This window comes from Pseudoalteromonas sp. S3776, from assembly GCF_005886915.1.
Taxonomy (GTDB): domain Bacteria; phylum Pseudomonadota; class Gammaproteobacteria; order Enterobacterales; family Alteromonadaceae; genus Pseudoalteromonas.
This window is the reverse complement of the sequence record NZ_PNCU01000042.1, coordinates 102,398-126,432: the sequence shown is the minus strand read 5'-3', so window position 1 is coordinate 126,432 and position 24,035 is coordinate 102,398. Positions and strand designations below refer to the sequence as shown.

Genomic DNA, 24,035 nt, shown 5'->3' with positions numbered 1-24,035 from the left:
ATTATTGCGGATTGGTATTAAATATTAATGCACATTTTTTAGTGTAATGGCGCACTAATCCCCGCCTTTATTTTGCCTTATTTAACGGCAAAAAATATAAGTTTTTTAGTATTACCAATTTTATTTTTGTTATAACCAATTGTTATTTTTCATGTAAAAAATTTAATTTATCTAAATTTATTCATTAAAAGTTAAGTTTGCTATATTTTTATTGGTAATAGAGATTTTTCCGGCGTACTACTTATTTATTAAATAGAAAAAATATTTTTATTTATCGCTAATCTGTCCTCAACATATAACCTATTGAATAATTGTTACTATTTAAAGTTTTTGAATACAATTCTTAATAAAACTAATACTTATTTGCTATTAGATTTACTGTTGACATATTGGTAACAAAAAATATAGCCTTTACCTCGCCATGTGGCGTTAATATTGGTAAGTCCAATTTTGGGTTTTATATTGATTTTTGTAACCTGGATTGTCTTGCCAAATCGATTCATACACAAAAGTAGAAACCTGTTTATACAGTGTGATCTAAGTTTTAGTGGCTACCACAAAACTAAGTAGTTAGGTTATTTTTATGTTCAGGTTTAAAGGAATAAAGATAATGATTAACCATAAAAAACTGTTTTTTTACAGCGCAATTGCGACAAGCTCAGCACTATCTCATGCTGCAACAATTAATAATGCAGGCTTTGAAAGTGGCTTTAGTAACTGGAACGAAACTGACCCAGCCGCTATTTCCTCAGATGCTTACAGTGGCTCAAAATCGCTAAAAATTCAGGGTAGCCCAGCACGCGTTTATCAAGTAGTCGATGTGCAGCCTAACACTGAATACACCCTAAGCGCTTATGTGCTCGGTAAAGGGCAAATTGGTGTAAACGACTTAAATGGTTTATTTAAAAACCAAACCTTTAATGTTTCTTCGTGGACTAAAGTAACAAAAACATTTACTACGGCTAATACCAATTCACTGCAGGTTTTCGCTAAACATTACAATAACACCAGCGATGTACGATTTGATAATTTTGCCTTGGTTGAGGGTAGTGGCAGCAATGATGGCGGCTCAGATGGCGGCAGCGATAACTCAAATGGTTCAACAATTCCTAGCAGCATTACCAGTGGCAGCATTTTTGATTTAGAAGGGGATAACCCCAATCCTTTAGTTAACGATAGCACTTTGGTGTTTGTGCCGTTAGAGGCGCAACATATTACGCCTAATGGTAATGGCTGGCGTCATGAGTATAAGGTAAAAGAAAGCCTGCGCGTTGCTATGACTCAAACCTATGAGGTGTTCGAAGCTACGGTAAAGGTGGAAATGTCTGACGGTGGAAAAACGATTGTATCGCAGCACCATGCAAGCGATACCGGCACTATATCTAAAGTGTATGTATCAGATACTGATGAATCGGGCTTTAATGATAGCGTAGCGAACAACGGAATTTTTGATGTGTACGTACGTTTACGTAATACCAGCGGTAATGAAGAAAAGTTTGCTCTAGGTACTATTACCAGTGGTGAGTCATTCAACTTACGAGTGGTTAATAACTACGGTGATGTTGAGGTGACGGCTTTTGGTAATTCGTTTGGTATACCGGTAGAAGATGATTCGCAGTCATACTTTAAATTTGGTAACTACTTGCAATCACAAGACCCGTACACATTAGATAAATGTGGTGAGGCCGGTAACTCTAACTCGTTTAAAAACTGTTTTGAGGATTTAGGCATTACAGAATCAAAAGTGACGATGACCAATGTGAGTTATACGCGCCAAACTAATTAATCAGCGGCTCAATCACGGCCACTCACCTGAGTGGCCGCATTAAAAACTTTTTTATAACCACATTTTTATTTTTAAAATACAGCCCTATACCACCTGTAAGCACAATCAAAAAAATCACAAATGTACTAAATGCATAGGGGTTTTCGGTCCCAGGTATACCGCCTACATTTACCCCTAAAAGGCCTGTTAAAAAGCCCAGCGGTAAAAAAAGCGCCGCCACAACTGACATAACGTACATGCGTTGATTTAGTTGCTCAGACACTTGGTTGGTAATGGTTTGCTGAATAATTTGTGCGCGCTCTATAGCGCTATCTAGCTCTTCTAAATAGCGAATAAGTAAGTTAGTGGTTTCGTTTAGTTTTGCTTTATCTTCATCTTTAAGCCAAAGGTAGCGGTTATTTATCAGCAAACTCAGCGCTTCTTTTTGTGGTTTTAAGTAACGTTTCAAGGCAATAGTTTGACGGCGTAGTTGTGATAAACCTTGGTTATCAAATTTTTTGCTTGGCTCGTCTATTTCCTCTTCAAATTCATCCAAGGTTTCATCGAGCTTATTAATGACACTTTGCATCCGTGATGTCAGCTTTTGGGTTATACAGCAAACCAGCTCAGAAATAGAGCATGGGCCTTGGCCAGCATTAAGCTCTGCTAATATATCTTGGATTGAAAGTAAGCGACGCTTGCGCGTAGTAATAACTATTGATTCGTTAATAAATAAACGAATTGAAACCATGTCCTCAGGGCTTTGTGCAGGATTTAAATTTACACCACGTAAAAACAGCATATGGCCATTGGTACTGGGTGTTAAGCGCGGGCGAGTTTCATCAGCAATAAGCGAATCAAGCTCAAAGTCACTAAGATGTTCTTGGTTTTTTAACCACGTTACTGCCTCGCTTTGGCTGTAGTCCATATGTATCCACAGTTTACCTTGTTTAGGGTGCCAGTTATTTAAATCGCGAGTGTTTTCTATGGCGTGCGCACCACCTTTTTCGTCAAGCACCAATGCATGCAGTAAACCATTAATCATATTTGAGGCCTATATAATAGTGTGTTTTTAATACAAATAACTATAGCGTATCTGCAAAGTGCTTTTTAAAGCTACCTTAATTTTTTTAGTCAGTTAGCTTTAAGGCTTAACCCCATATGCAGCCTTTAATTGCTAAATAAAACGCTAAGCAACAAGGTGTGCATTGTGTGGTCAGTTTCTATAAAAGATCAATTTAATTTACTCATCGACTAGATAAATTTATTTCGCTGGTGTTTTTTTCGCCTTAGCGTATAAGTCACTTTTTTATTAAGGGCACATTTATGACAGCAAAGTTGACCGTGGGTTGGCGTGAGTGGTTGAGTTTACCGGAGCTTGGTATCGAGAAGATTAAAGCAAAGGTGGATACTGGCGCCCGCACCTCATGTATTCATGCAGTTAATATTGAAGAGTACCAAAAAAATGGCGAAAAATGGGTGAAATTTATAGCGCAACCATTACAAGGTGATGAACAAACACAGGTTAAATGCTCCGCGAAGGTTAAAAAAATTAAAGCTGTAACCAGTTCAAGTGGGCAAAAAGAAATGCGCTATTTTATAGAGACCACACTACATGCAGGCCAACATAGCTGGCCTATTGAAGTGACGTTAACAAATAGAGCAACAATGAAATTTAGGATGTTACTTGGCCGTACAGCCATGGAAAACCACTTAGTCGTTAACCCGGCTTTATCTCATTTATTAGATAGTTAAGGTTTTAACTATGAAAATTGGTATTTTATCTCGTAGCAGTAGTTTGTATTCAACGCGACGCCTAATAGAAGCGGCAGAAGCCCGCGGGCATGAAGTAAAAGTAATTGATGCGCTACGTTGTTATATGAACATAAACTCACAGCAGCCAGAAATTCACTATCGTGGTGAAAATTTAAAAGATTTTGACGCCATTGTTCCACGTATTGGGGCATCGGTAACGTTTTATGGCTGCTCAGTGTTGCGACAGTTTGAAATGATGGGGGTTTACCCGGTTAATGAATCAGTGGCTATTTCTCGTTCGCGCGACAAATTACGCTCACTTCAGCTGTTATCACGTAAAGGTGTAGGCATGCCGGTAACAGGTTTTGCCAGTAAGCCAGATGATGTAAAAGACCTACTAGAAATGGTAGGGGGTACACCTGTAGTTATTAAGCTACTTGAAGGCACACAAGGCATTGGTGTTGTACTGGCCGAAACACGTAAAGCAGCTGAAAGTGTGATTGAAGCGTTTATGGGCTTAAAAGCCAATATTATGGTTCAAGAATACATTAAAGAAGCTGGCGGTGCCGACATTCGGTGTTTTGTATTAGGGGATAAAGTAATAGCGGCCATGAAGCGCCAAGCGCAAGAAGGCGAGTTTCGCTCAAACCTTCACCGTGGTGGTAGCGCGACATTAGTACGCATTACCCCTGAAGAGCGTAAAACAGCTGTTGCTGCAGCAAAAGCAATGGGCTTAAATGTAGCAGGCGTTGATTTACTTCGTTCATCACGTGGGCCACTGGTTATGGAAGTGAATTCTTCTCCAGGGCTTGAAGGGATTGAAGTAGCAACAGGTAAAGATATTGCCGGTATGGTCATCGAATTTATCGAAAAAAACGCTGCTATTAAAGGAACCGCAACCCGTGGCAAAGGTTAAAATTAATCGCCCTTTTACTTTATTAGAGGAAAGTATTGGGGTGGGCGAGCGCAAAACTCTCGCGCTGGAGGCCGCTAAACTTTACACCCATTCACCACTTAATATTCCTATTGAGGTGGTTAATGGTGTGATGGAAGGCCCTGTTTTAATGATATGTGCAGCTATTCATGGTGATGAGCTAAATGGTGTAGAAGTTGTGCGCCAGCTGCTTTCTAAAATAGATGCAAGCCAATTACGCGGAACCATAATTGCTGTGCCAATTGTTAATGTGTTTGGCTTTATTCATAAGTCGCGTTATTTACCCGATAGACGCGATATGAACCGCAGCTTTCCGGGCTCTGAACGAGGATCGCTGGCGGGGCGTATGGCGCATATGTTTTTTAATCAGGTGGCGGTACATTGTACCCACATTATTGATTTACATACCGGCGCTATCCATCGTACTAACTTACCGCAAATACGCGCTAACTTAGATGATGAAGCAACCGCTGAGATGGCTAAAGCATTCGGCACACCCGCGGTTATAAATGCATCCCTTCGTAATGGCTCATTACGAAGTGAAGCCGCTAATTTAGGTATACCGGTTATTACTTACGAAGCGGGTGAAGCCTTACGCTTTGACCCTATAGCCATTGCCGCAGGTGTACAGGGTGTGGACTATGTGATGCGGCATTTAAAAATGATCCGTGGCAAACGTCCTAAAAAACTGCCCGATCCTATTATTGCCGGTTCTACAAGTTGGATACGCGCTGAGGTAGATGGCATTGTACGCGCGCAGGTATCGCTGGGTGAACACGTAGAAAAAGGCCAAGTGCTGGCATATATAAGTAGCCCATTAGGTGATGCTGAGCTTGAGCTTTTAGCGCCTAAAGGCGGTATTGTAATAGGTCAGCAAACTATGCCACTGGTAAACGAGGGGGATGCGGTATTTCACCTTGCCTATTTTGCAAATGCAAATAGCCTAGTAGAGCAGCAGTTAGAGCACTTTATTGACGAAATAAATGATTTAGATGAAGAGCTTAAAACAGCGGAGCTAAATAATTAGCATTGTGTTAGCTAGTAAAAAGCCACAGTGAGGTTTGCCCTACTGCGGCTTTTTGCGGATATGACTTTTTAAACTATGTTTTTTTAGGGGCAATTATGCGTTTTATTACCGGCGCTTTAGTAGGCTTTGGCTCTTTATTTAACACCATAACAGGGCGGGTAACAAACAGGTTATTAGGATAAACAACCCTATGCCCATCTACATGTTCAAGGAGTACGTTCATTAAACCTAGTTCGACTATGCGGCCTTCTATGTGGTTTGCGCCATCAACAATACGTACCCAATTACCTACATGAAAACCGTTTTGGATAAACATGAGTAAAAAAGCGGTAAGGTTACTAAGCAGCGACCAAGCGGCAAATAAAGCGACCCCAAGCATAGCAAATAATGATGAGCCAAGTACTAATAACCCGCGCAGCTCAATGCCCCAAAATATCAGCACTAAACACAGTACAACAAACGCTAAAATGATTTTTAATAAAAGCTCAGCCCTAAATTTACGATGAACATCTACTTTTCCTTTAATGGCTTTTTCGAGCAGTTTTTTGTTGCTTTTAATAACAGTGGAAAAAGTAAAACGGCAATAAGGGTCACAATTAATTTATATTGCGTACCCATTAGCTCTAAAAGCGTAAACAATTCCAAAGTGAGATACCGTACTGTTTTTAGGAAAATTTAAAGCGCTAGTGTAACGCTTTCGTTTATTACCCGCTATTTAAAAAGTGTTTTTTACACTCACAAGCCATTGCACCGAATCAACATCATCGTAGCCATCTAGTGGAGCGGCAATATCAAGGTGGATCATGGTGCCAGAGTTTGCTCTGCTTGGCGCTAAGCGCAAACCCACCCCAACATTTTTTAAAACATGATCGTTCTCGCCGTTATCTTCATCGTTAAACCAAGCGCGGCCAACATCAACAAAGCCCGCTGCACCTACTTTAAATAACTGCAGTAAATCGTACTCCCAGTAATAGCGTTTTTCTAGGCTGACTAAAAAGCTTCGGTCGCCGTGCTGGTAATCCATGGGATAGCCACGAAGGCCTGTTTCGCCGCCAAGTGTTAGCTGCTTATCGGCAGTTAGGTTTTTAGCATACTGGGCGCGGGCTTTAACAAACCAGGATTGGTTTTCGCTGGTATTTAAGTAGTACTGCACTTCGCTGGTGGCCAAAAAGTTTTCAAGCTGTTTTTGCTCTTTATTCCAATAACCATCCACTTGTGCACTAAAACGCCACAGCGTTCTGTCGGTAGTAAAGTGCGCTTTTTTAGCTTTTAACGAATACACGGCTCTGCTGTCATCATTACTAAGAGACTCATCGGAGTAACCTAAAAGTGCTTTAATGTTCCAGCCTAAATTTAAATCTTCTGTGCGCGAAATACTGTCAAAATTACGTACTTTTATATAACTGTCTTCAAACCAATGACCGCTAACATAGGGGTAACTTAGCTGTCTATCTTTGGCTAAGGGAGCAAAGGTTGTTTCTATTTCTGCAAAGCTGTTTTCTTGGTTTACATAGCCAAGCGTTAAGCGCTGCGTCCAGCTATCAGATAATGCTTTAGAGTGACCTAAAAAAGCGCTAAAAAAATTGGTTGTTTGATCAAACTCGCTGTATTCGTCACCCCGGCGATACAGCGCCTCTTCTCTTTGTTCAGAAAAGCTTTTAATACCATAGCTATAGGGCGTATCTATGGCATAAAACGGGTAAGTTAACTCTAATAAGTGGCGTTTACCATCGCTGTTATCGGCATATTCTAAGCGCCCGCGATACCGGCTTGATAATATATTAGGATCGTCATAAACAAATAAATAACCATTACGATCGCTGTCGGTGGTGCGTGAAAACGATAAACGCTTACCCCAACCTAGTAAGTTCGACTCGCGAAAACCTATGCTCGATTTATTTTCGCCACCGCTGCGGCTAAAGCTTATTTCGGGTAGTAGGGTCCATAAATCGCGAGTTACTACGGTTACATCTACGTTGCCGTCGCAGTTTTCAATCGCGCTTATTTGCGCATCGTATAAATAGTTTTGTTGGCGTAATAAACGCTCTGACTCAGCGAGTTTTCTGGCATTGTAATTATCGCCTTGTTTAAATAACAAAATATTACTAATTACATCTGGCTCTGTTTGGATATGCGCACGGTTAGCAAAACGAAAAAGCGCGTTATTTTCCTCTTCCAGTTCGGTATTAAACACATTGAGTTGTTTAAGGGTAATTGACGCTATTTGAGCATCGCTGCGGCTATTAACGAGCGTGGTTGTATCTTCAACTTCGCGGCGTAAATTATTGCTTTTGTTTGAGTGCGATTGCACTGTGGGGCAGCTGCTAGTTTTATTACTTGGTTGTTGTGCAAAGGCCTTAGGCGCACCAAAGCTTACGAGAGCTAAGCTTATACAACAGTGTGCAATCCATTTTTTATTCACCATTGAACCTCTTCAATACTACTGCCAATATGAGTCGTAATATCAGCTTACATCATTGTTATTACAATGTAAGTAAAAGGTATGGATTTTGAAACTAATTAATTGTTACCGTTAAGCACCTTTGTTAATTAACCTCAACGCTGCTTGTTTAGAGCATAGGGATGCGTTTTAGCTTAAGTAAAAGGCCAGGGCTGCTAATAAGTGCTCGGCTTCATGGCCTTCACCATTAATCCAAATACTTTCGCTGTAGTGTTCAAAATTTAAATTAAAGGTTTGCTGTTGATAGCTAAAACGCAATTGATGACGATCAGCCCCTTGTGCGTAATCAATAATGGTTATCTCATCAGCGTGCAAAAACAGTGTGCTCCACAGCTCAAAGTCTTCATCATGAGGCGCCTCTACGGGGCTGATAACAATGCATTTATGGGCGTGATTGTATTCAATTTGGGTCATGATTTACTTAATTATTAGCAAGGTAGTTACGAATGGCCGTTAAAAATTCGCCGCCATATTTATTGAGTTTGGTAAAGCCAACGCCCGACACCTTTAAAAACTCGCTGTCGTTGGTGGGCATTAATTGCGCCATTTCGGCTAAGGTTTTATCGTTAAATACAACGTACGGCGGTACATCGTCTGCATCAGCAAGTTCTTTGCGTAGCGCGCGTAAACGGGCAAATAGTTTTTTGTCGTAATTAAACTGCGCCAGTTTATCTTGGTATACGTGTTTAGCTTGTAAGCGCGGCTCGGCAAGCTGTAGCGCATATTCGCTTTTAAGTACCGCGCGTGCAGCTTCGGTTAAGCGCAGTGAAGCACCTTGGGTAATATCTTGGCTTAACAGGCCTTGGTGTATAAGTTGGCGTAATATACTGAGCCAAAACTCACTGCTTTTGTCTTTGCCTATCCCATAGGTGCTGAGTTCGTGGTGGTTATTATCGCGAATGCGACTGGTATTAGCCCCGCGTAATAGTTCTACAATATAGCCTAAGCCAAAACGCTGCCCAGCTCGGTACACACACGAAAGCGCTTGTTGCGCTACTAACGTGCCATCAAAGCTTTTTGGTGGGTTTATGCAAATGTCGCAGTTACCACATTGCTCGCGTTTATACTCGCTAAAGTAGTTTAAAAGTATTTGGCGACGACATGTTTGCGCCTCGGCAAAACTGGCCATGGCATTAAAACGCTGCTCTTCTACGCGGCGGCGCTGTTCATCGTCTATGTCTTCAAAAAAGCGCCTAACGCGGCCTATATCGGCGGGATCAAAATACATAATGGCTTCTGCGGCTAAGCCATCACGACCAGCGCGGCCGGTTTCTTGATAGTAGGCTTCAATACTTTTTGGAATATCGTAATGCAGTACAAAACGCACATTTGGTTTATTTATGCCCATACCAAAGGCAACGGTTGCAACCACAATTTGAATGTCATCGCGGGCAAATCCGGTTTGCACAAATTGGCGTTGTTCGTTACTCATACCAGCATGATACGCGGCGGCATTTAGCCCTGCATCAGCGAGCTTTTCGGCAATGTCATCAACGCGTTTACGGCTAGTGCAGTAAATAATACCACTTTGATTTTTTTGCTCTTTTAAATAGCGAAGTAGTTGCGCCATCGGTTTAAATTTTTCTTCGATGGTGTAACGAATATTAGGCCTGTCGAAGCTGCCGGTATGTATGTAGGGCTGTTGTAATTTTAATTGCTCAACGATATCAAAGCGGGTAGCTTTATCGGCCGTGGCGGTCAGGGCCATCATAGGGACATAGGGAAAACGCTGTTTAAGCTCGTTTAATCTAAAGTAGTGCGGTCTAAAGTCATGCCCCCAATGCGATACACAATGTGCTTCGTCTATGGCAAATAGGCTTATATTTAAGTGGCTGAGCCGTTCGGTAAATTCATGCTGAAGCACTTTTTCAGGGGCAACATACAGTAATTTTATTAGCCCTTGGTGCAATTGTTGGTACACTAATTGTTGCTCTTCGCGAGCGAGGCTATTATTAATGTAAGCGGCTTTAACACCTAAGGCTTGCAGTTGCGTTACTTGGTCTTGCATGAGTGAAATAAGCGGCGAAATGACCACAGTAACCCCTTCGAGCACTAACGCAGGTACTTGGTAACACACTGATTTACCACCGCCTGTAGGCAGCAGTACCAAAGAGTCTTGGCCATTAATAGCCGCATCGATAACCGCTTTTTGGCCATCACGAAACTCGCTGTAGCCAAACACTTGTTTAAGAACGGTGTCGGGCTTGCGGACCAATGTGCTAGGAGTAGGGGTTAGAGTATTCATCGCGGCTATTTTAGTGTTTTTTTTATAGGATGTCTTTAGCTTAGCGGTAAATGATTTAATTAGTGCCTCGTGGTTTTGCTTCAGGTATGCTTAGCTCATCGTACCAGTCTTAATTTAAACATAGAGAATAACAATGAATAAAGAAATGTTAATTGAACAAGTTGGCGCACTGTTTGTAAATGGCATGCCATTTAACCAGTTTTTAAATATCTCGGTAGAGTCGCTCAGCCCTGAGCAAGCTAAAATTACGTTCCCGTGGCAAGATGTATTTATAGGTAATCCTGCGCAAAAAATTCTTCACGGCGGTATTATATCGGCGGTGCTTGATAATGTGGGCGGCATGCTTGCAGCAGCCAGTGTTATCGATAAATTAACCGACTTAGATATTCCAAACGTACAGCAAAAGCTGGCTACCTTAGGCACTATAGATTTACGTACAGATTATTTACGCCCTGGTAAAGGGGAGGTATTTACAGCCAGTGCCACTTTGATCCGCTCTGGAAATAAAGTATGTGTATGCAGAATGGAGCTGCACAACGAAAAGGCAATACAAATCGCTTTTGGTACAGGTACGTATTTAGTCGGATAACAATGTTAAAATAAACTGTCTTGGGTTTAAGTTTACTCGCCTCAAAATAAATCACTTAATAGCGCGAATTGGTATAAACTGTCGGCCTTTTAGTACGGATAAGTAGTATGTATGTCGATTGCAAACGAGCAGCGTAAAGGCGGGATTTTTGCCTGTTTAGCTTTTTTAATGTGGGGCTTAGCGCCTATTTATTTCAAACAAATACAACATGTTTCTGCCTTTGAAATTTTAACCCACCGTGTTCTCTGGTCTGTGGTTTTTTTGATACTTGTGGTCAGTGTGCTCAAATACTGGGATAGGGTTAAACGTATCGTTGTCCAGCCCAAAATTATTTTAATGTTAGTGCTTACATCCTCTATATTAGGCTTTAATTGGGGGTTGTTTATTTGGGCAGTCAATAATAACCATATGCTCGATGCCAGTTTGGGCTATTACATAAACCCATTACTGAATGTGCTGTTGGGCATGCTATTTTTAGGCGAACGACTGCGTAAGTGGCAAGGGTTTGCAGTGTTTTTAGCCTTTGCTGGTGTGGTACTGCAGTTGGTCAGTTTTGGTTCGTTTCCGGTGGTGGCGTTTTCGCTTGCCACGTCTTTTGCTATTTATGGCTTACTTCGTAAAAAGTTACCGGTTGAAGCGCTGCCGGGCATTTTACTTGAAGCGCTAATTTTATTGCCTGTTGCATTAATTTACTGGTGGGTGATGGCCCCAACGCCTACCTCTGATTTAGCCGTTAACGATTGGCAGACCAATGCGCTGTTAATTAGTGCTGGTATTATTACGACCTTGCCGCTGTTATGTTTTACCGGCGCAGCTAAGCGTTTGCAGTACACAACATTGGGCTTTTTTCAGTATATAGGGCCCAGTTTAATGTTTATGCTTGCTGTGGTGTTTTACGATGAAGTGTTTGATGCCGAGCGAGTGATCACGTTTGCGTGTATTTGGAGTGCTTTAGCTATATTTACGTGGGATTCTTATCATCAATCACGTAAGCGTAAAAAAGCGACGGTAACCGCCGCCGAAGTCTAATGCCAATGCGCAATAATAGTTTAAGCAAGTAGCTATAAAGCAGTGTTAAGGTTTAGCTTATTACTTTATTACGGCCGGTTTCTTTTGCATCATATAGCTTTAAATCGGCCTGTTTTAGCAGTTCATCTATCTGGTAAATAGGGCCGCTTGCAAAACCAATAGAAATTGTAAATTTAATTTTTTCTTGGCTAAACTCTTGGCTATTTAGCTCTATAAACTGCCTAAAGCCTTCTAAGCGTTTTAGCGCTTGTGCTGTGGTTGCATCAGTAAAGTAAACGGCAAATTCTTCCCCACCTAAACGAGCAACTAACTGCTTTTCGAAGTACTTTTTAAAACACACTGCCAACCCTTTGAGCACTTCATCTCCGGCATCGTGGCCGTATGTATCGTTAATCGATTTAAAATGGTCTATATCAAGCATAGCGAGTGCGCCATCTTGGTTCGATTTTTTTAAATACTTGAGTGACTTACTCGATTCTTCAAAAAAGTAGCGGCGATTAGGTAGATTTGTTAAGTAGTCTGTATTGGCCTGGCGTTTAATTGTGGCTATTTGCTCAAGCATGTCGACGTTTTGACTTAGGCGGCAGTAAAACTCTTCGCTGTTAAAGGGTTTATGGAGGTAGTCATTAGCACCATTTTTTAAAAATAGGCTCGATAATGCTGATGAGTCAGCCCCTGAAATGCCGATAATGGCTTTTTCATCATTACTGTAAAGCCGGCGAATTTCAGCGCATAACTCATCACCATTCATGTTTGGCATTTCGTTATCGGTAATAATAACAGACACGTCTTTTTGGCTTTCGAGCACCTCTAGCGCGTCTTTTCCGTCCTTTGCTTCGAGTATTTGATACTTATGGCGCTTTAGTAAGCTGCAAATGTATCTACGGGTAGACGTTGAGTCGTCGACAACCAGCACTTTTACGTTTTCGTTACGGGGTAAACGGCTCAGTTGTTTTTCTAGGTATTGGTAAGCTTGTTTGTTTTCTTTGATTATGTAATCAATGATTGGGTACTTTTCTACTGTGTCGCGAGTTTGCTTATCTATGTTGCCTGTCATTACGATGGTAGGAATGTCAGCATTAATAGTATACGGAATCGCCTCACCCGCAGGCGCATCAGGAAGGATAAAATCTACAACAGCACAAAAGTAGCTATTGTTTTTTATTAGTTCTTTTGTTGCCGCCAAAGACTCGGCTATATCAACTTCATAACCCACTTTGAGCGCGATATGCTTTTGCACACGCGCTATAGTAGGCGTATCTTCAATTATAAGTATTTTTCGCGTCACGTAACAACCTTGTTTGATATTTTGCAAAAGTGTTTGCTTATACAAGTTGTAACTGCTAAAACGCAAAAAAGCAAATAACTTAGAGGGTTATACGCTATCTGACTCGCCATAATCGTCTTGGCTTATTGGCATTGGCCCTGACATTTTTGAGCGACCAAAAAGTGTATGAAACTTGGTTTTACAAGTTGTTAGTTTTAAATATTTAACCCAGGCTTTTTCGATTGGGTTTGTAGGTTCTTTATTGCCACAAACTACATCAACAAATTGCGCTTGTAAGGTATTTTGTGGCGCTAACGTTTTATTATAAAGCCCTTTTAGTACTACGCCATGTTGCTCTAATATACTGGCTTCTAATAAGGTAAAGTTTCCGCTGCGGCTAAACCCGCGAGGAAAGTTTTGATCATCATAAAATTGACGCTGGCTAACAAACGCTTGGCGAAGTAGTGAAATATCGTTGCTCATAACTGTATCCTCAACCCTGTTTATTGCTGGAGTATGATGCAAGTTTGACAATTTATTAAACAAGTTATTTTTATCGTGAGGATAAAAAATTGGATATAGATTTATTAAAAACATTTGTAGAGGTTGTGCGCACGCGTCATTTTGGTAAAGCGGCTGAAAACCTATACATCACTCAATCGGCAGTCAGCTTCCGCATTCGTCAATTAGAGCAGGGGCTGGGTGTAAACTTGTTTATTCGCCAGCGGAACAATATTCAATTAACGGCGCCAGGAGAGAGATTGCTTCCGCATGCTAAAATGATCATCACCGGCATGCAGCGTGCCAAAGTGGATGTGGCATTGGCCGATAACATGCACAAGCAAATAAGCCTAGCAGGGACACCCAATATATGGGATGCCTTTTTACAATTTGGCATTACTAATATAGTGTCGGCTATGCCTGGGGTGTCGTTAGTTGCAGAGGTTAAAGCCCAGCAAGAAAGCACACGCTTATTATTAGAGCGGACGCTTGATTTAGCCATTTTATTTGACCCACCTAAAGTGGATGAGCTTGTGGTTGAGCGAATTTGCGAGCTACCTATTATTCCTGTCAGTGGCTATGACACAGCGACTAACGAAAACTTTTTTGATAACCAATATGTATATGTTGATTGGGGCACTACTTTTTCGCTGTGGCATGCGCGTCAATTTACGGGTAAAACGCCTCCTTATTTTAGAACCAGTACGGGGCGTATTGCCCTTGATTTAATTATTCAGTGTGGTGGCAGTGCGTTTATACCCGAGGTGCTTGTTGAGTCTCATTTAGAAAAGGGTGAGCTGTTCCATGTAAAAGATGTTGAACATACCTCGCGTGATATTTTTGTGGCCTACCACAGAGACAACGAACAAAAAGAGCTAATAGAAACCTTGATTAACTTATTACCTAAAATAAATGCTCATCAGCCTATTGATGAACACTAAATACCGACTATTATTTTTAGTGAGATTGAGTGGGTACAATTTTGTTTATTAAATATTCATGTCGGTTTGTTTTCAGAATTTAGACACTTTTATTAAAATAAAAAGACAAAAATGTTTCCTTTGTAATATACCTGTCATTTAACGATGACAAACTGCAGTTGTTTTAAAAAATTAGTTTTGTGATTATCGAGGAAATAACATGAATTGTGTAAAATCGAGCTTATGTATCGCTCTAGTAAGTGGTTTATCTTTTAGTGCGTTTGCAGATGTTGATGTATACGGTAAAGCGAATGTTACTGTGCAATCATCTGATGACGGTGAAGGGTCTTTCACTGAAATTAAAAGTAATGCATCTCGCTTTGGCCTAAAGGGATCTGAAAAGATTACAGATGGATTAGAAGCGGTTTATAAGTTTGAGTTTCAAGTTGATGTATCTGATGCTGACTCTAAAGGTGATAACGACGACAATATTTCTGCACGCAACCAATACGTAGGTTTAAAAGGTGCTTATGGTCAAGTTGTTGTGGGTCGTAACGATACGGCACTTAAGCAATCACAGGGCAAATTAGATTTATTTAATGATCTTGAAGGCGATATTAAAAACGTCTTTAAAGGTGAAAACCGCTTGGGTGATTCAATCACTTATACATCTAAAAGCTACGAAGGTTTTAAAGTACTTGCTACATTTATTGCCGAAGATGACGTAGATGCAGATAACGGTTATTCAATGGCGGTTACCTACGGTGACGCTGCACTTAAAAAGAGTGCGGTTTACGCCTCGGTTGCAGCCGATAGCGAAGTAAATGGCTACGATGTAGTGCGTGCGTCAATCCAAGGTAAAGTAGAGAGCTTTAAATTAGGCGCTATGTACCAAACTCAAGAAAAAGTAGACGGTAGCGCAGAAGCGGATGGCTACTTATTAAACGCAGCCTACAGCATGGGTAAAAACACGTTTAAAGTGCAGTACCAAGCAATGGACTTTGATGATAGCGATGACAAAACGGCAGTTTCTGTAGGTGTTGATCATAAGTTTAATAAAAACATTAAAGTATTTGGTTTTTACTCAAGCTTTGATATGGACAACAATGTTGACCAAGACTACGTTGGCTTAGGTATGGAATACAAGTTTTAACTATTCGCTAAATTAGTTAAAACGCTCCCTTTTTAACCGTGCCTAGGGCGTGCTGAACTTTGATGGTTGAATTTGCAGCAGCGTGTTTGGTTTTTAGGCAAGGCAGAGCCTATGAAGTGTGGTTATTCCACATAAATAGGCGATAACGCAGCATAAATGCCAAACATGCGCTGCCCTTCGGGTTCTTCTTAGGGGCGATAAACTCTTTGTTGCTCGATTTTCACTTAGCCCACTAGGTTACAAATCTCGCGCCGCGATTTAATCGCCCCTAGATTGAACAAATTTCAATCCGCAAAGAACAACACGCCCTGATGTGCGCGGTTTTTTTGCTTTAAATTATTTACTTACCCGCCCATAATAGACGCTCATTTGGAATGGGGTGAAATTCCTCAACTATTCCCGTAACTGTAATGAGCAGCGTGCTTTAAGTCAGATACAAATGAATGAAATATTTTAACGAGCGGGTAAACTCATTTTATTAGTGCACTAGTTTTTTAGCGGTGCCTTAGTGAGTGCGCGTTTTTAAAGGACTCACTTTGCAAACTACATTAGCGCCAAACACGCCTTTATTAGACATTCAAAATGTGTCGTGGGAAGTTGATAATCACGCCATTTTAAACACTATTAATTTGCCTATAACAAAGGGGAAATTTATTGGCTTAATTGGCCCAAATGGGGCGGGTAAGTCGAGCTTACTGCGCTGTTTGTATCGCTTTAATAAACCCACCACAGGCAAAATTACCTTTAATCAGCAGGATATTTGGCAGCTTAAAAGTGAAGATTACGCAAAATATGTTGCTGTCGTTCTGCAAGAAACGCCTGCTCAATTTAACCTAACGTTATTTGATGTGGTTGCCCTTGGGCTTACGCCTCATAAACCACTATTTAGCGCCACTACCCACAGCGACAAACAAAAAATTACACAGGCAATAAAAACCGTAGGGCTTGAGCAGCAGTGTAAGCAAAATTTTGAATCACTTTCGGGGGGCGAAAAGCAACGAGCATTAATTGCCCGCGCTATAGTACAACAACCGCAATTACTCATTATGGATGAGCCAACCAGCCATTTGGATGTTAAATACCAAATACAAGTGATGGAATTAGCAAAATCGCTAGGGGTCACTGTGTTTGCCTCATTTCATGATTTAAATTTAGCAGCTGCTATGTGCGATGAACTGGTGGTTATTAATAAGGGCAAAATAACACATACAGGCTCGCCTGAGCAGGTACTTAGTGAAGAAATGCTAGCAGATGTTTTTGGGGTATGTGCACACGTAACCAGCCACCCACAGCGCACAGAAAATGGCCAAACTATTCCTCATATTACTTACTTTTATGGCTATTAATTAAATGGATATAACAAACATAAACCCGTGGACTGTTTTTATAGCTGCCTTATTAATTGCGCTGGGCAGTCTTTTTAGTGCACTGAGCTTTGGCGCAGCAGATACGCCGTTAAGTGATGTACTCACCGGTGTTTTATCAGCAGGGGAGGGCTCGCTTAACGCACGTATTATTTATGAGCTTAGGTTGCCCCGTACTTTACTTGCCTTTATGGCGGGCGCAGGTTTGGCTATTGCTGGGCTTATTTTGCAAACGGTTACTCGTAACCCGCTCGCCGATCCATACTTATTTGGTATATCGTCAGGTGCGTCGTTTGGGGTTGTACTGCTTATGGCTGTAACAGGTATAAGTGCTGGGTTTATGTTATCGACTGCTGCCTTATTAGGAAGCTTTTTAGCTATGGGCTTATTGATACTTATTGCTGGGCGGCAAAAAAATACGCACGTAGAGTCTATGTTGTTAGCGGGTGTGGCGCTGTCGTTTTTATTTAGCGCATTTACCAGTTTATTGCTGTATTGGAGCGACCCGCAAGCAGTGGCTGGTATTTTATTTTGGACGTTAGGCAGCTTTGCCCGCGCGCAATGGGCCACGTTATGGTTGCCATGTGTGGTTATAGTGGTGTGTATTGGCTTTATGCTGAGCTTTAAAAGGCAGTTAAATGCGTTGCTTCTTGGCGATGAAAGCGCCATAACGCTTGGGGTGCGTGTACACCGGTTTAGAATTTTAATGCTGGTATTGAGTTCGTTAATAACGGCCGTGCTGGTGGCCTTATGTGGCGGTATTGGTTTTGTAGGTTTAATGGTGCCGCACATAGTGCGCTTTTTTATATCTCAAGGCAGTACTGCTGGCTTACTCATCACAAGCTTAGTGGGCGGCACGTTTATGGTGTGGGTCGATGTGCTTTCGCGCTCATTACTTAAAAACCAAGAGCTCCCTGTAGGGGTGATTACAGCAGCTATGGGTAGCGCATTTTTTCTAAGCTTGCTCTTTTTTAGAAAAACAAAGGCATAGTGCGGATGAAAACCTTAATGATTCAAGGCACTACGTCAGATGCCGGAAAAAGCACCTTAGTCGCTGCGCTTTGCAGAGTATTTGCAAAGCGGGGGGTAAAGGTTGCGCCTTTTAAACCGCAAAATATGGCGCTTAATAGCGCGGTTACAAAAGAAGGCGGCGAAATAGGCCGAGCGCAAGCTTTGCAAGCAATAGCGGCTAATGTAGAGCCTCAAAACGACTTTAATCCTATATTACTTAAACCAAATAGCGATACGGGCGCACAAGTTATTATTCATGGCAAAGCCATTAGTAATATGGAAGCGAGCAAGTATCACGACTACAAAAAAGTGGCGATGGATGCGGTGCTTGCCTCGCATAAACGCCTAGCTAAACAGTTCTATTTATTATTGGTTGAGGGCGCAGGCAGCCCCGCAGAAATAAACTTGCGCGAAAACGACATTGCCAATATGGGGTACGCAGAAGCGGTAGATTGCCCTGTCATTATTATTGCCGATATAGACAAAGGCGGTGTGTTTGCGCATTTAGTGGGCACACTTGCGCTGCTAAGCGAATCTGAGCAAGCGCGCGTAAAAGGCTTTGTTATAAACCGCTTTAGAGGCGATATCAGTTTATTGCAAAGTGGTCTAGATTGGCTTGAGTGCTATACGAAAAAACCTGTGCTTGGGGTGCTGCCCTACTTGCATGACCTAGCCCTTGATGCCGAAGATGCCGTTGCAATAGATAATAAAGTAACACATGCCACCATTAATATAGCTGTACTTTTATTGCCGCATATTAGTAACCATACCGATTTTGATGCATTGCGACTGCACTCAAATATTAATATAAATTATGTGCGCCATACTCAAGCAATTCCGCCGGTCGATCTGGTTATTATTCCAGGTAGTAAAAATGTGCTGGGTGATTTAAGTTTTGTAAAAAATGAAGGTTGGGATAAGCAAATAAAGCGCCACATACGCTATGGCGGTAAAGTGTTAGGGGTGTGCGGCGGTATGCAAATGTTAGGGAATAGCATTACTGATCCCATGGGGGTTGAATCGTCATTAAAGCGTGTTAAAGGCCTTGCATTAAGTGACTTTGATACCACTCTTAGCACCCAAAAAGTACTCACTAAAGTAACCGCAACTATGCAGTTAAATAATAATAAAACCCCCTTTAGTGGCTACGAAATTCATGCGGGTATTAGTGAAGGTGCAGCACTTAATAAGCCATTTTTAACGTTTAACTCGCACCCTAACGGATTTGTAAGTGATGGCTTTATTAGTGATGATAATGCCCTTGCTGGTACTTATTTACACGGTTTATTTGATGAGCCAGCTGCCACATCGCAAATTTTAAAGTGGGTAAAACCAGAGGCCGCAATAACGCCAATTAGTATTGCTAAGCACCGCGAACAGCAGTTAGAACGTTTAGCAACTATGTGCGAGGAACACTTAAACATACAACACATTATATCGATTTACGAAGGACATAATAATGACAGATAAAAGCAACGATAAGCATAAGCAGCGTCAACAAAAAGTAAAAGAGCAAGTAGATGCACGCGTTGCTGCAGCGCAAGATGTTAAAGGCATATTTCAGGTAATTACGGGTAATGGTAAGGGTAAATCTACCTCTGGGTTTGGTGTGGTTGCACGTTGTGTAGGGCATGGTAAAAAAGCCGCTGTTTGTCAGTTTATTAAAGGTACATGGGAGTGTGGAGAGCGTAACCTATTACAAAGCGCAGGGGTTGAATTTGCGGTGATGAATACCGGCTTTACGTGGGATACGCAAAACAAAGAAGCCGACACTGCCGCAGCGCAAGCAACGTGGCAAGAAGCCAAGCGCATGCTTGCCGATAGCAGTATAGATTTAGTATTACTTGATGAGCTTACCTACATGGTGACTTATGGGTATATTGATCTTGATGAAGTAGTAAGCGCTTTAAATAACCGTCCTCCCATGCAGTCGGTTATTATTACAGGTCGCGCAGCGCACCGCACGTTAACAGACCTTGCCGATACAGTAAGCGAAGTACGTAATGTTAAACATGCATTCGACTCAGGCATTAAAGCACTTGAAGGGTTCGACTACTAATGTACAGGGCATTTATAGTTGGCCTTGGGCTATGTAGTTTAATAGCTAGTGCTGTTGCAAACGAAACAACGCCCCCAAAAAAGCTGCGTGTAGTTGCACTTGCGCCGCATATAGTAGAAAACCTATTTGCTATAGGTGCGGGGGATAATATTGTTGGCACTGTTGATTATGCCGACTACCCTGCTGAGGCTAAAAATATTGAGCGCATAGGTGGCTACTATGGTATTTCCCTTGAAAAACTACTAGCGCTAAAACCCGACTTAGTGATTGGTTGGAAAAGCGGGAATCAAAGTGGAGACTTAGAACAAATTAAGCGCCTTGGTATAAAAATACATTTGAGTGATCCAAAAAAAATAGAAGAAGTAGCAAATGAGCTGATCACTTTTGGTAAATTTACTGGGCGTATTGAGCAAAGTAAGCAAGTAGCAAACACGTTTAATACCAAACTTAAAAACATAAAAAAACAGCAGCAAGGTAAAAAAATATTAACTGGTTTTTATCAATTATGGCCAGAGCCAATGATGACGGTAAGTGAAAATACATGGATAAACCAGCTTATTGAAACATGTCATGTAAGCAATGTATTTGCACACAGCCCAACCGACTACCCGCAAATAAGTATTGAAAACGTGGTAATGGCTAAACCGCAAATTATTATAACCCCTGATGAAAAATCAAAAACACCACAACCGGTAGTTAATTGGCAAAAATGGCCAGAAGTACCCGCGGTTAAAAATAATCATTTTATACGTGTAAACGCCGATTTATTACACCGTTTTTCACCACGCATGTTAGAAGGGCTTGCCGATATGTGTGATAAAATAGATGCATCACGCAAACAAATTAAGAGTACACAATGAGCGATTGGCCAGCCTTTTTAGAAGATGAATTACAGCACCCTTATATGCAGCAAACATTAGATTATGTAGCAAAACGCCGCGCAGAAGGGGTTGCTGTGTACCCACCCAAAGAGCAAGTATTTAGTGCCTTTGAAGCCACAGCCCTTAACGATATTCGCGTGGTTATTTTAGGCCAAGACCCATACCACGGAGAAGGCCAAGCCCATGGCTTGTGTTTTTCAGTATTGCCAGAGGTTAAAAAGTTACCGCCGTCATTAAAAAATATGTACAAAGAATTGGCAACGGATATACCTGGTTTTGCAATACCTGAGCATGGCTACTTACAAAGCTGGGCAGAGCAGGGCGTATTTTTACTCAATACGGTACTTACTGTTGAGCAAGGGCAAGCTCATTCTCATAAACACTTAGGGTGGGAGCAATTTACCGATAACGTCATTGCGCATATAAACGAGCACTGCCGAGGCGTGGTATTTATTTTGTGGGGCGCGCATGCGCAAAAAAAAGGCAAAAATATTAACTGCACTCGCCATCATATTTTAAAAGGGCCGCATCCGTCTCCGCTTTCTGCACACCGAGGTTTTTTTGGCTGTAAGCATTTTTCACAAACTAATAAATTGTTACAAGCCCAAGGGGACAGCCCCATTAATTGGCAGGTTTAATGGATATATTAAAAAGGCTTTCATACACTGAAAGCCTTTTGTTTATGAGCGTTTATAGAATTAAAAATCTAGCTCATCAATTTCGATACTGTCTGTAAAAAAGTCCAACTCCTGTAGTTCTTTACGTAACCGTTGCTTGTCTTTTATGGCCTCAATCTCGCGCCACTTTCTTTTTTTATTCTTTTGAGAGGTTTTTCTTGTTGTATCAGGACCTTCTAATATCTCTAATATATCGTTTAGGCTATCCATGACTATCTCCTATTGATTTTAGTGAACCTCGAGAATACCTATACCACAGGCCTAGCTAAAATAGAATAAAAAAGTGACAATAATGTTGCAAGTATGTGATGCCTTAATGAATGTTAACTTAGTTCAGCAAATAACGTAGGCATAAAAAAACGCCGCAAGTGCGGCGTTTAATAAAGCGTAATTAGCGTGTATTACATTGCTTTAAAGCGTGCTTCTAGCTGCTCTTGCGCATCTGCGAATGAGCGAATGCCTTCAGCTAGCTTTTCAGTGGCCATAGCATCTTGGTTATGTAACCAACGGAACTGCGACTCAGTAAGTGGAGCAGGCTTTGGCTCTTTAGGAATATCACTTTTTAGTAAGTACTCTTCTGCGCCTTCTAAATTGCCTAAGTCTTCTAGTAGATTAGGGCTAATTGTTAGCTTGTCGCACCCTGTAAGCGCAATAATTTCGCCGGTATTACGGAAGCTCGCGCCCATAACAACGGTTTTGTAATCATGGCGTTTATAAAACTCAAAAATGCTACGTACTGATTGAACACCTGGATCTTGTAGCGGATCGGTTGGTTTTTCCATACCATTTGCTACGTGCCAATCTAAAATACGGCCTACAAATGGCGATATTAAAAATACGTTTGCATCAGCACATGCACGTGCTTGAGCATCGCTAAATAATAAAGTTAGGTTACATTTAGTGCCTTCTTTTTCTAGTTGCTCAGCAGCTTTAATGCCTTCCCATGTAGACGCAACTTTAATTAAAATTTTGTCTTTGCTTACACCTTCTTTTTCATAAAGGCTAAGCAGGGTGTGTGCTTTATCAATAGTTGCTTGGGTGTCGAATGATAAACGAGCATCTACTTCAGTAGAAATATAACCAGGTACAATTTCGCTAATTTCTTTACCAATTAATACGGCAAAGTAGTCACATGCAAGTTCAAGCTGTTTAGCTGCATCTTGCTCTGTTTCTTTTGCATAGCTCCAAGCTTTATCTAGATAAGGCTTGTATGCTTCAATCTCGCTCGCTTTTAATAAAAGCGACGGGTTTGTGGTTGCATCTTCAGGTTGATGCTTTTTGATCGCTTCAATATCGCCAGTGTCGGCTACGATAGATGAATGTTGTTTTAGCCTTTGTAGAGCGCTAGTCATTTGCCTTCCTCATTCCAAGCAAGTTAAAAGAAAATCTAAACTACCTTAATATAAGTATTCAATACTGCAACAGTGTGACAATGCTTGATAGGTCTTATGTCCTTATCAATAGAAAAACGACGATGCATGATTTATTAAGGTAGGATTTAGGCCATTGCGATTAATTTTCAATGGTATTTTATAAACAAAACGTGCTTTTCGTCTCATTTAATGTTGAAATTGACATTAAATAAATTACAAGTCAATAGCTAACTATGATCACTGTTATTTCACCTGCAAAAAATCTTGATTACGAAACGCCACCCGCAACAGATAAGTTCACTCAGCCTGAATTACTAGAGCACAGCGAAGAGCTCATGAAAGTATGCCGTGAACTAACGACTGCACAAATTGGCAGCCTAATGAAAATTAGCGATAAGCTTGCAGGGCTTAACGCTGCACGCTTTAGCGAGTGGTCACAACCGTTTACGCAAAGCAATGCTAAACAAGCGGTGCTAGCCTTTAATGGCGATGTGTACGGTGGTTTAGATGCCGCAACACTCACTGCAGCTAACCTTGATTATGCGCAAAGTCACTTACGTATACTTTCAGGTTTATACGGCTTATTAAAGCCGCTTGATTTAATGCAAGCCTACCGCCTAGAAATGGGCACTAAGCTTGATAACCCTCGCGGGAAAAATTTGTATGAATTTTGGGGCAGCATTATTGCGAAGAAATTAAACGAGGAGTTAAAAGCGCAAGACGCACAATACCTCGTTAACCTTGCTTCAAACGAGTACTTTAAAGCAGTAGATAAAAAAGCGCTTAATGCGCAAATAATTACGCCGCATTTTAAAGACTGCAAAAATGGTCAATATAAAGTAATCAGCTTTTACGCTAAAAAAGCACGCGGCATGATGGCCCGCTACATCATAGAAAACCAAGTAACGCAGCTTAGCCAATTAAAAGAGTTTAGTGTGGCGGGTTATTACTTTAGCCCTGAAGCAACCACTAAAGATCTAGAGCCTGTTTTTATGCGCGACGAGCAAAACTAAGCGTTTATACT

23 protein-coding genes, 1 pseudogene and 1 riboswitch are annotated in these 24,035 nt (G+C 41.2%); of the genes and pseudogenes, 15 read left to right on the top strand and 9 right to left on the bottom strand.

Annotation, left to right across the window (positions count from 1 at the left end; genetic code table 11):
* Positions 1–610: 610 nt before the first annotated feature.
* On the top strand, positions 611–1,786 hold the full coding sequence (locus tag CWC16_RS16270) for a polysaccharide lyase family 7 protein (RefSeq protein WP_055016320.1): 1,176 nt from the start codon (positions 611–613) through the stop codon (positions 1,784–1,786).
* Positions 1,787–1,808: 22 nt separating this feature from the next.
* Here the strand turns inward: CWC16_RS16270 and CWC16_RS16265 are convergent, their stop codons facing one another.
* The gene (locus CWC16_RS16265; RefSeq protein ID WP_138542254.1) at positions 1,809–2,810 is read right to left on the bottom strand and encodes a zinc transporter ZntB; all 1,002 of its coding nucleotides are present in this window, start codon (positions 2,808–2,810) and stop codon (positions 1,809–1,811) included.
* Positions 2,811–3,091: 281 nt separating this feature from the next.
* Between CWC16_RS16265 and CWC16_RS16260 the strand changes: the two genes are divergently transcribed.
* Genes CWC16_RS16260 through CWC16_RS16250 form a run of 3 tightly spaced genes read left to right on the top strand, consistent with a single transcriptional unit; the run spans position 3,092 to position 5,481 of the window.
* Positions 3,092–3,520 (top strand): ATP-dependent zinc protease family protein, encoded by a 429-nt coding sequence (locus CWC16_RS16260; protein ID WP_055016322.1) that lies wholly within the window; start codon positions 3,092–3,094, stop codon positions 3,518–3,520.
* A 10-nt stretch (positions 3,521–3,530) separates the two neighbouring features.
* Complete coding sequence (gene rimK, locus CWC16_RS16255; RefSeq protein ID WP_055016323.1) at positions 3,531–4,436, top strand: 30S ribosomal protein S6--L-glutamate ligase; 906 nt, start codon at positions 3,531–3,533, stop codon at positions 4,434–4,436.
* The gene (locus CWC16_RS16250) at positions 4,423–5,481 is read left to right on the top strand and encodes a succinylglutamate desuccinylase/aspartoacylase family protein (RefSeq protein ID WP_138542253.1); all 1,059 of its coding nucleotides are present in this window, start codon (positions 4,423–4,425) and stop codon (positions 5,479–5,481) included. The genes rimK and CWC16_RS16250 overlap by 14 nt, the downstream gene beginning before the upstream one ends.
* A gap of 73 nt (positions 5,482–5,554) precedes the next feature.
* Here the strand turns inward: CWC16_RS16250 and CWC16_RS16245 are convergent.
* The 4 genes and pseudogenes from CWC16_RS16245 to recQ all read right to left on the bottom strand — a co-directional run bounded on the left by CWC16_RS16245 (position 5,555) and on the right by recQ (position 10,187).
* Positions 5,555–6,099 (bottom strand): annotated as a pseudogene (locus CWC16_RS16245) (mechanosensitive ion channel domain-containing protein).
* A gap of 97 nt (positions 6,100–6,196) precedes the next feature.
* Entirely contained in the window at positions 6,197–7,906 is a 1,710-nt protein-coding gene (locus tag CWC16_RS16240; RefSeq protein ID WP_138542252.1) for a POTRA domain-containing protein, read from the bottom strand.
* A gap of 165 nt (positions 7,907–8,071) precedes the next feature.
* Positions 8,072–8,356 carry a DUF3630 family protein gene (locus CWC16_RS16235; protein ID WP_138542251.1) on the bottom strand — a complete coding sequence of 95 codons (285 nt, stop codon included), beginning with the start codon at positions 8,354–8,356 and terminating at the stop codon, positions 8,072–8,074.
* Between the two features lie 7 nt (positions 8,357–8,363).
* Positions 8,364–10,187: a DNA helicase RecQ gene (recQ, locus tag CWC16_RS16230; protein WP_055016328.1), complete on the bottom strand. Its 1,824-nt coding sequence runs from the start codon at positions 10,185–10,187 to the stop codon at positions 8,364–8,366.
* 133 nt (positions 10,188–10,320) lie between these two features.
* On the opposite strand from recQ, the gene CWC16_RS16225 reads away from it, so the two are divergent.
* Together CWC16_RS16225 and rarD are read left to right on the top strand one after the other, a co-directional pair.
* On the top strand, positions 10,321–10,776 hold the full coding sequence (locus tag CWC16_RS16225) for a thioesterase family protein (RefSeq protein WP_171037673.1): 456 nt from the start codon (positions 10,321–10,323) through the stop codon (positions 10,774–10,776).
* Between the two features lie 111 nt (positions 10,777–10,887).
* Positions 10,888–11,805 carry an EamA family transporter RarD gene (gene rarD / locus CWC16_RS16220; RefSeq protein ID WP_138542250.1) on the top strand — a complete coding sequence of 306 codons (918 nt, stop codon included), beginning with the start codon at positions 10,888–10,890 and terminating at the stop codon, positions 11,803–11,805.
* Positions 11,806–11,857: 52 nt separating this feature from the next.
* Here rarD and CWC16_RS16215 read toward each other — a convergent pair whose 3' ends face one another.
* Entirely contained in the window at positions 11,858–13,093 is a 1,236-nt protein-coding gene (locus CWC16_RS16215; RefSeq protein WP_138542249.1) for a response regulator, read from the bottom strand.
* Positions 13,094–13,180: 87 nt separating this feature from the next.
* Positions 13,181–13,555: a MaoP family protein gene (locus tag CWC16_RS16210; protein WP_138542248.1), complete on the bottom strand. Its 375-nt coding sequence runs from the start codon at positions 13,553–13,555 to the stop codon at positions 13,181–13,183.
* 89 nt (positions 13,556–13,644) lie between these two features.
* Between CWC16_RS16210 and CWC16_RS16205 the strand changes: the two genes are divergently transcribed.
* The 8 genes from CWC16_RS16205 (at position 13,645) to ung (ending at position 21,599) form a co-directional block, all read left to right on the top strand.
* A complete protein-coding gene (locus tag CWC16_RS16205) occupies positions 13,645–14,514 on the top strand; it encodes a LysR family transcriptional regulator (protein ID WP_055016331.1) in 870 nt (289 codons plus the stop codon).
* A gap of 199 nt (positions 14,515–14,713) precedes the next feature.
* Positions 14,714–15,646 carry a porin gene (locus CWC16_RS16200; protein WP_138542247.1) on the top strand — a complete coding sequence of 311 codons (933 nt, stop codon included), beginning with the start codon at positions 14,714–14,716 and terminating at the stop codon, positions 15,644–15,646.
* Positions 15,647–15,977: 331 nt separating this feature from the next.
* Positions 15,978–16,101, top strand: a riboswitch (cobalamin riboswitch).
* A gap of 81 nt (positions 16,102–16,182) precedes the next feature.
* Positions 16,183–16,992, top strand: a complete 810-nt coding sequence (locus CWC16_RS16195) for an ABC transporter ATP-binding protein (protein ID WP_055016333.1) — start codon at positions 16,183–16,185, stop codon at positions 16,990–16,992.
* A gap of 4 nt (positions 16,993–16,996) precedes the next feature.
* Entirely contained in the window at positions 16,997–18,001 is a 1,005-nt protein-coding gene (locus CWC16_RS16190; protein WP_138542246.1) for a FecCD family ABC transporter permease, read from the top strand.
* Between the two features lie 5 nt (positions 18,002–18,006).
* On the top strand, positions 18,007–19,491 hold the full coding sequence (locus CWC16_RS16185) for a cobyric acid synthase (RefSeq protein WP_138542245.1): 1,485 nt from the start codon (positions 18,007–18,009) through the stop codon (positions 19,489–19,491).
* Positions 19,481–20,080 carry a cob(I)yrinic acid a,c-diamide adenosyltransferase gene (cobO, locus tag CWC16_RS16180; RefSeq protein WP_138542244.1) on the top strand — a complete coding sequence of 200 codons (600 nt, stop codon included), beginning with the start codon at positions 19,481–19,483 and terminating at the stop codon, positions 20,078–20,080. The genes CWC16_RS16185 and cobO overlap by 11 nt, the downstream gene beginning before the upstream one ends.
* Positions 20,080–20,940: a cobalamin-binding protein gene (locus tag CWC16_RS16175; protein WP_138542243.1), complete on the top strand. Its 861-nt coding sequence runs from the start codon at positions 20,080–20,082 to the stop codon at positions 20,938–20,940. The genes cobO and CWC16_RS16175 overlap by 1 nt, the downstream gene beginning before the upstream one ends.
* Positions 20,937–21,599, top strand: coding sequence for a uracil-DNA glycosylase (gene ung / locus CWC16_RS16170; protein ID WP_138542242.1), 663 nt, complete (start codon positions 20,937–20,939; stop codon positions 21,597–21,599). Before CWC16_RS16175 ends, ung begins: the two co-directional genes overlap by 4 nt.
* A gap of 60 nt (positions 21,600–21,659) precedes the next feature.
* On the opposite strand, the gene CWC16_RS16165 is transcribed toward ung, so the two are convergent.
* Entirely contained in the window at positions 21,660–21,848 is a 189-nt protein-coding gene (locus CWC16_RS16165) for a DUF3545 family protein (protein WP_004587992.1), read from the bottom strand.
* A 191-nt stretch (positions 21,849–22,039) separates the two neighbouring features.
* On the bottom strand, positions 22,040–22,990 hold the full coding sequence (gene tal, locus CWC16_RS16160) for a transaldolase (protein ID WP_138542241.1): 951 nt from the start codon (positions 22,988–22,990) through the stop codon (positions 22,040–22,042).
* Between the two features lie 254 nt (positions 22,991–23,244).
* Here tal and yaaA point away from each other — a divergent pair, with 254 nt between their 5' ends.
* Complete coding sequence (yaaA, locus tag CWC16_RS16155) at positions 23,245–24,024, top strand: peroxide stress protein YaaA (RefSeq protein ID WP_138542240.1); 780 nt, start codon at positions 23,245–23,247, stop codon at positions 24,022–24,024.
* The last annotated feature ends 11 nt before the right edge of the window (positions 24,025–24,035 follow it).

What these genes read in the sequence shown, in the direction of transcription:
- CWC16_RS16200 (WP_138542247.1), top strand. Translation starts at nt 14,714, where the DNA reads ATGAATTGTGTAAAATCGAGCTTATGTATCGCTCTAGTAAGTGGTTTA.
- CWC16_RS16260 (WP_055016322.1), top strand. Translation starts at nt 3,092, where the DNA reads ATGACAGCAAAGTTGACCGTGGGTTGGCGTGAGTGGTTGAGTTTACCG.
- recQ (WP_055016328.1), bottom strand. Translation starts at nt 10,187, where the DNA reads ATGAATACTCTAACCCCTACTCCTAGCACATTGGTCCGCAAGCCCGAC.
- CWC16_RS16185 (WP_138542245.1), top strand. Translation starts at nt 18,007, where the DNA reads ATGAAAACCTTAATGATTCAAGGCACTACGTCAGATGCCGGAAAAAGC.
- ung (WP_138542242.1), top strand. Translation starts at nt 20,937, where the DNA reads ATGAGCGATTGGCCAGCCTTTTTAGAAGATGAATTACAGCACCCTTAT.
- CWC16_RS16240 (WP_138542252.1), bottom strand. Translation starts at nt 7,906, where the DNA reads ATGGTGAATAAAAAATGGATTGCACACTGTTGTATAAGCTTAGCTCTC.
- cobO (WP_138542244.1), top strand. Translation starts at nt 19,481, where the DNA reads ATGACAGATAAAAGCAACGATAAGCATAAGCAGCGTCAACAAAAAGTA.
- CWC16_RS16175 (WP_138542243.1), top strand. Translation starts at nt 20,080, where the DNA reads ATGTACAGGGCATTTATAGTTGGCCTTGGGCTATGTAGTTTAATAGCT.
- yaaA (WP_138542240.1), top strand. Translation starts at nt 23,245, where the DNA reads ATGATCACTGTTATTTCACCTGCAAAAAATCTTGATTACGAAACGCCA.
- CWC16_RS16265 (WP_138542254.1), bottom strand. Translation starts at nt 2,810, where the DNA reads ATGATTAATGGTTTACTGCATGCATTGGTGCTTGACGAAAAAGGTGGT.
- rimK (WP_055016323.1), top strand. Translation starts at nt 3,531, where the DNA reads ATGAAAATTGGTATTTTATCTCGTAGCAGTAGTTTGTATTCAACGCGA.
- rarD (WP_138542250.1), top strand. Translation starts at nt 10,888, where the DNA reads ATGTCGATTGCAAACGAGCAGCGTAAAGGCGGGATTTTTGCCTGTTTA.
- CWC16_RS16165 (WP_004587992.1), bottom strand. Translation starts at nt 21,848, where the DNA reads ATGGATAGCCTAAACGATATATTAGAGATATTAGAAGGTCCTGATACA.
- CWC16_RS16225 (WP_171037673.1), top strand. Translation starts at nt 10,321, where the DNA reads ATGAATAAAGAAATGTTAATTGAACAAGTTGGCGCACTGTTTGTAAAT.
- CWC16_RS16235 (WP_138542251.1), bottom strand. Translation starts at nt 8,356, where the DNA reads ATGACCCAAATTGAATACAATCACGCCCATAAATGCATTGTTATCAGC.
- CWC16_RS16270 (WP_055016320.1), top strand. Translation starts at nt 611, where the DNA reads ATGATTAACCATAAAAAACTGTTTTTTTACAGCGCAATTGCGACAAGC.
- CWC16_RS16190 (WP_138542246.1), top strand. Translation starts at nt 16,997, where the DNA reads ATGGATATAACAAACATAAACCCGTGGACTGTTTTTATAGCTGCCTTA.
- CWC16_RS16210 (WP_138542248.1), bottom strand. Translation starts at nt 13,555, where the DNA reads ATGAGCAACGATATTTCACTACTTCGCCAAGCGTTTGTTAGCCAGCGT.
- tal (WP_138542241.1), bottom strand. Translation starts at nt 22,990, where the DNA reads ATGACTAGCGCTCTACAAAGGCTAAAACAACATTCATCTATCGTAGCC.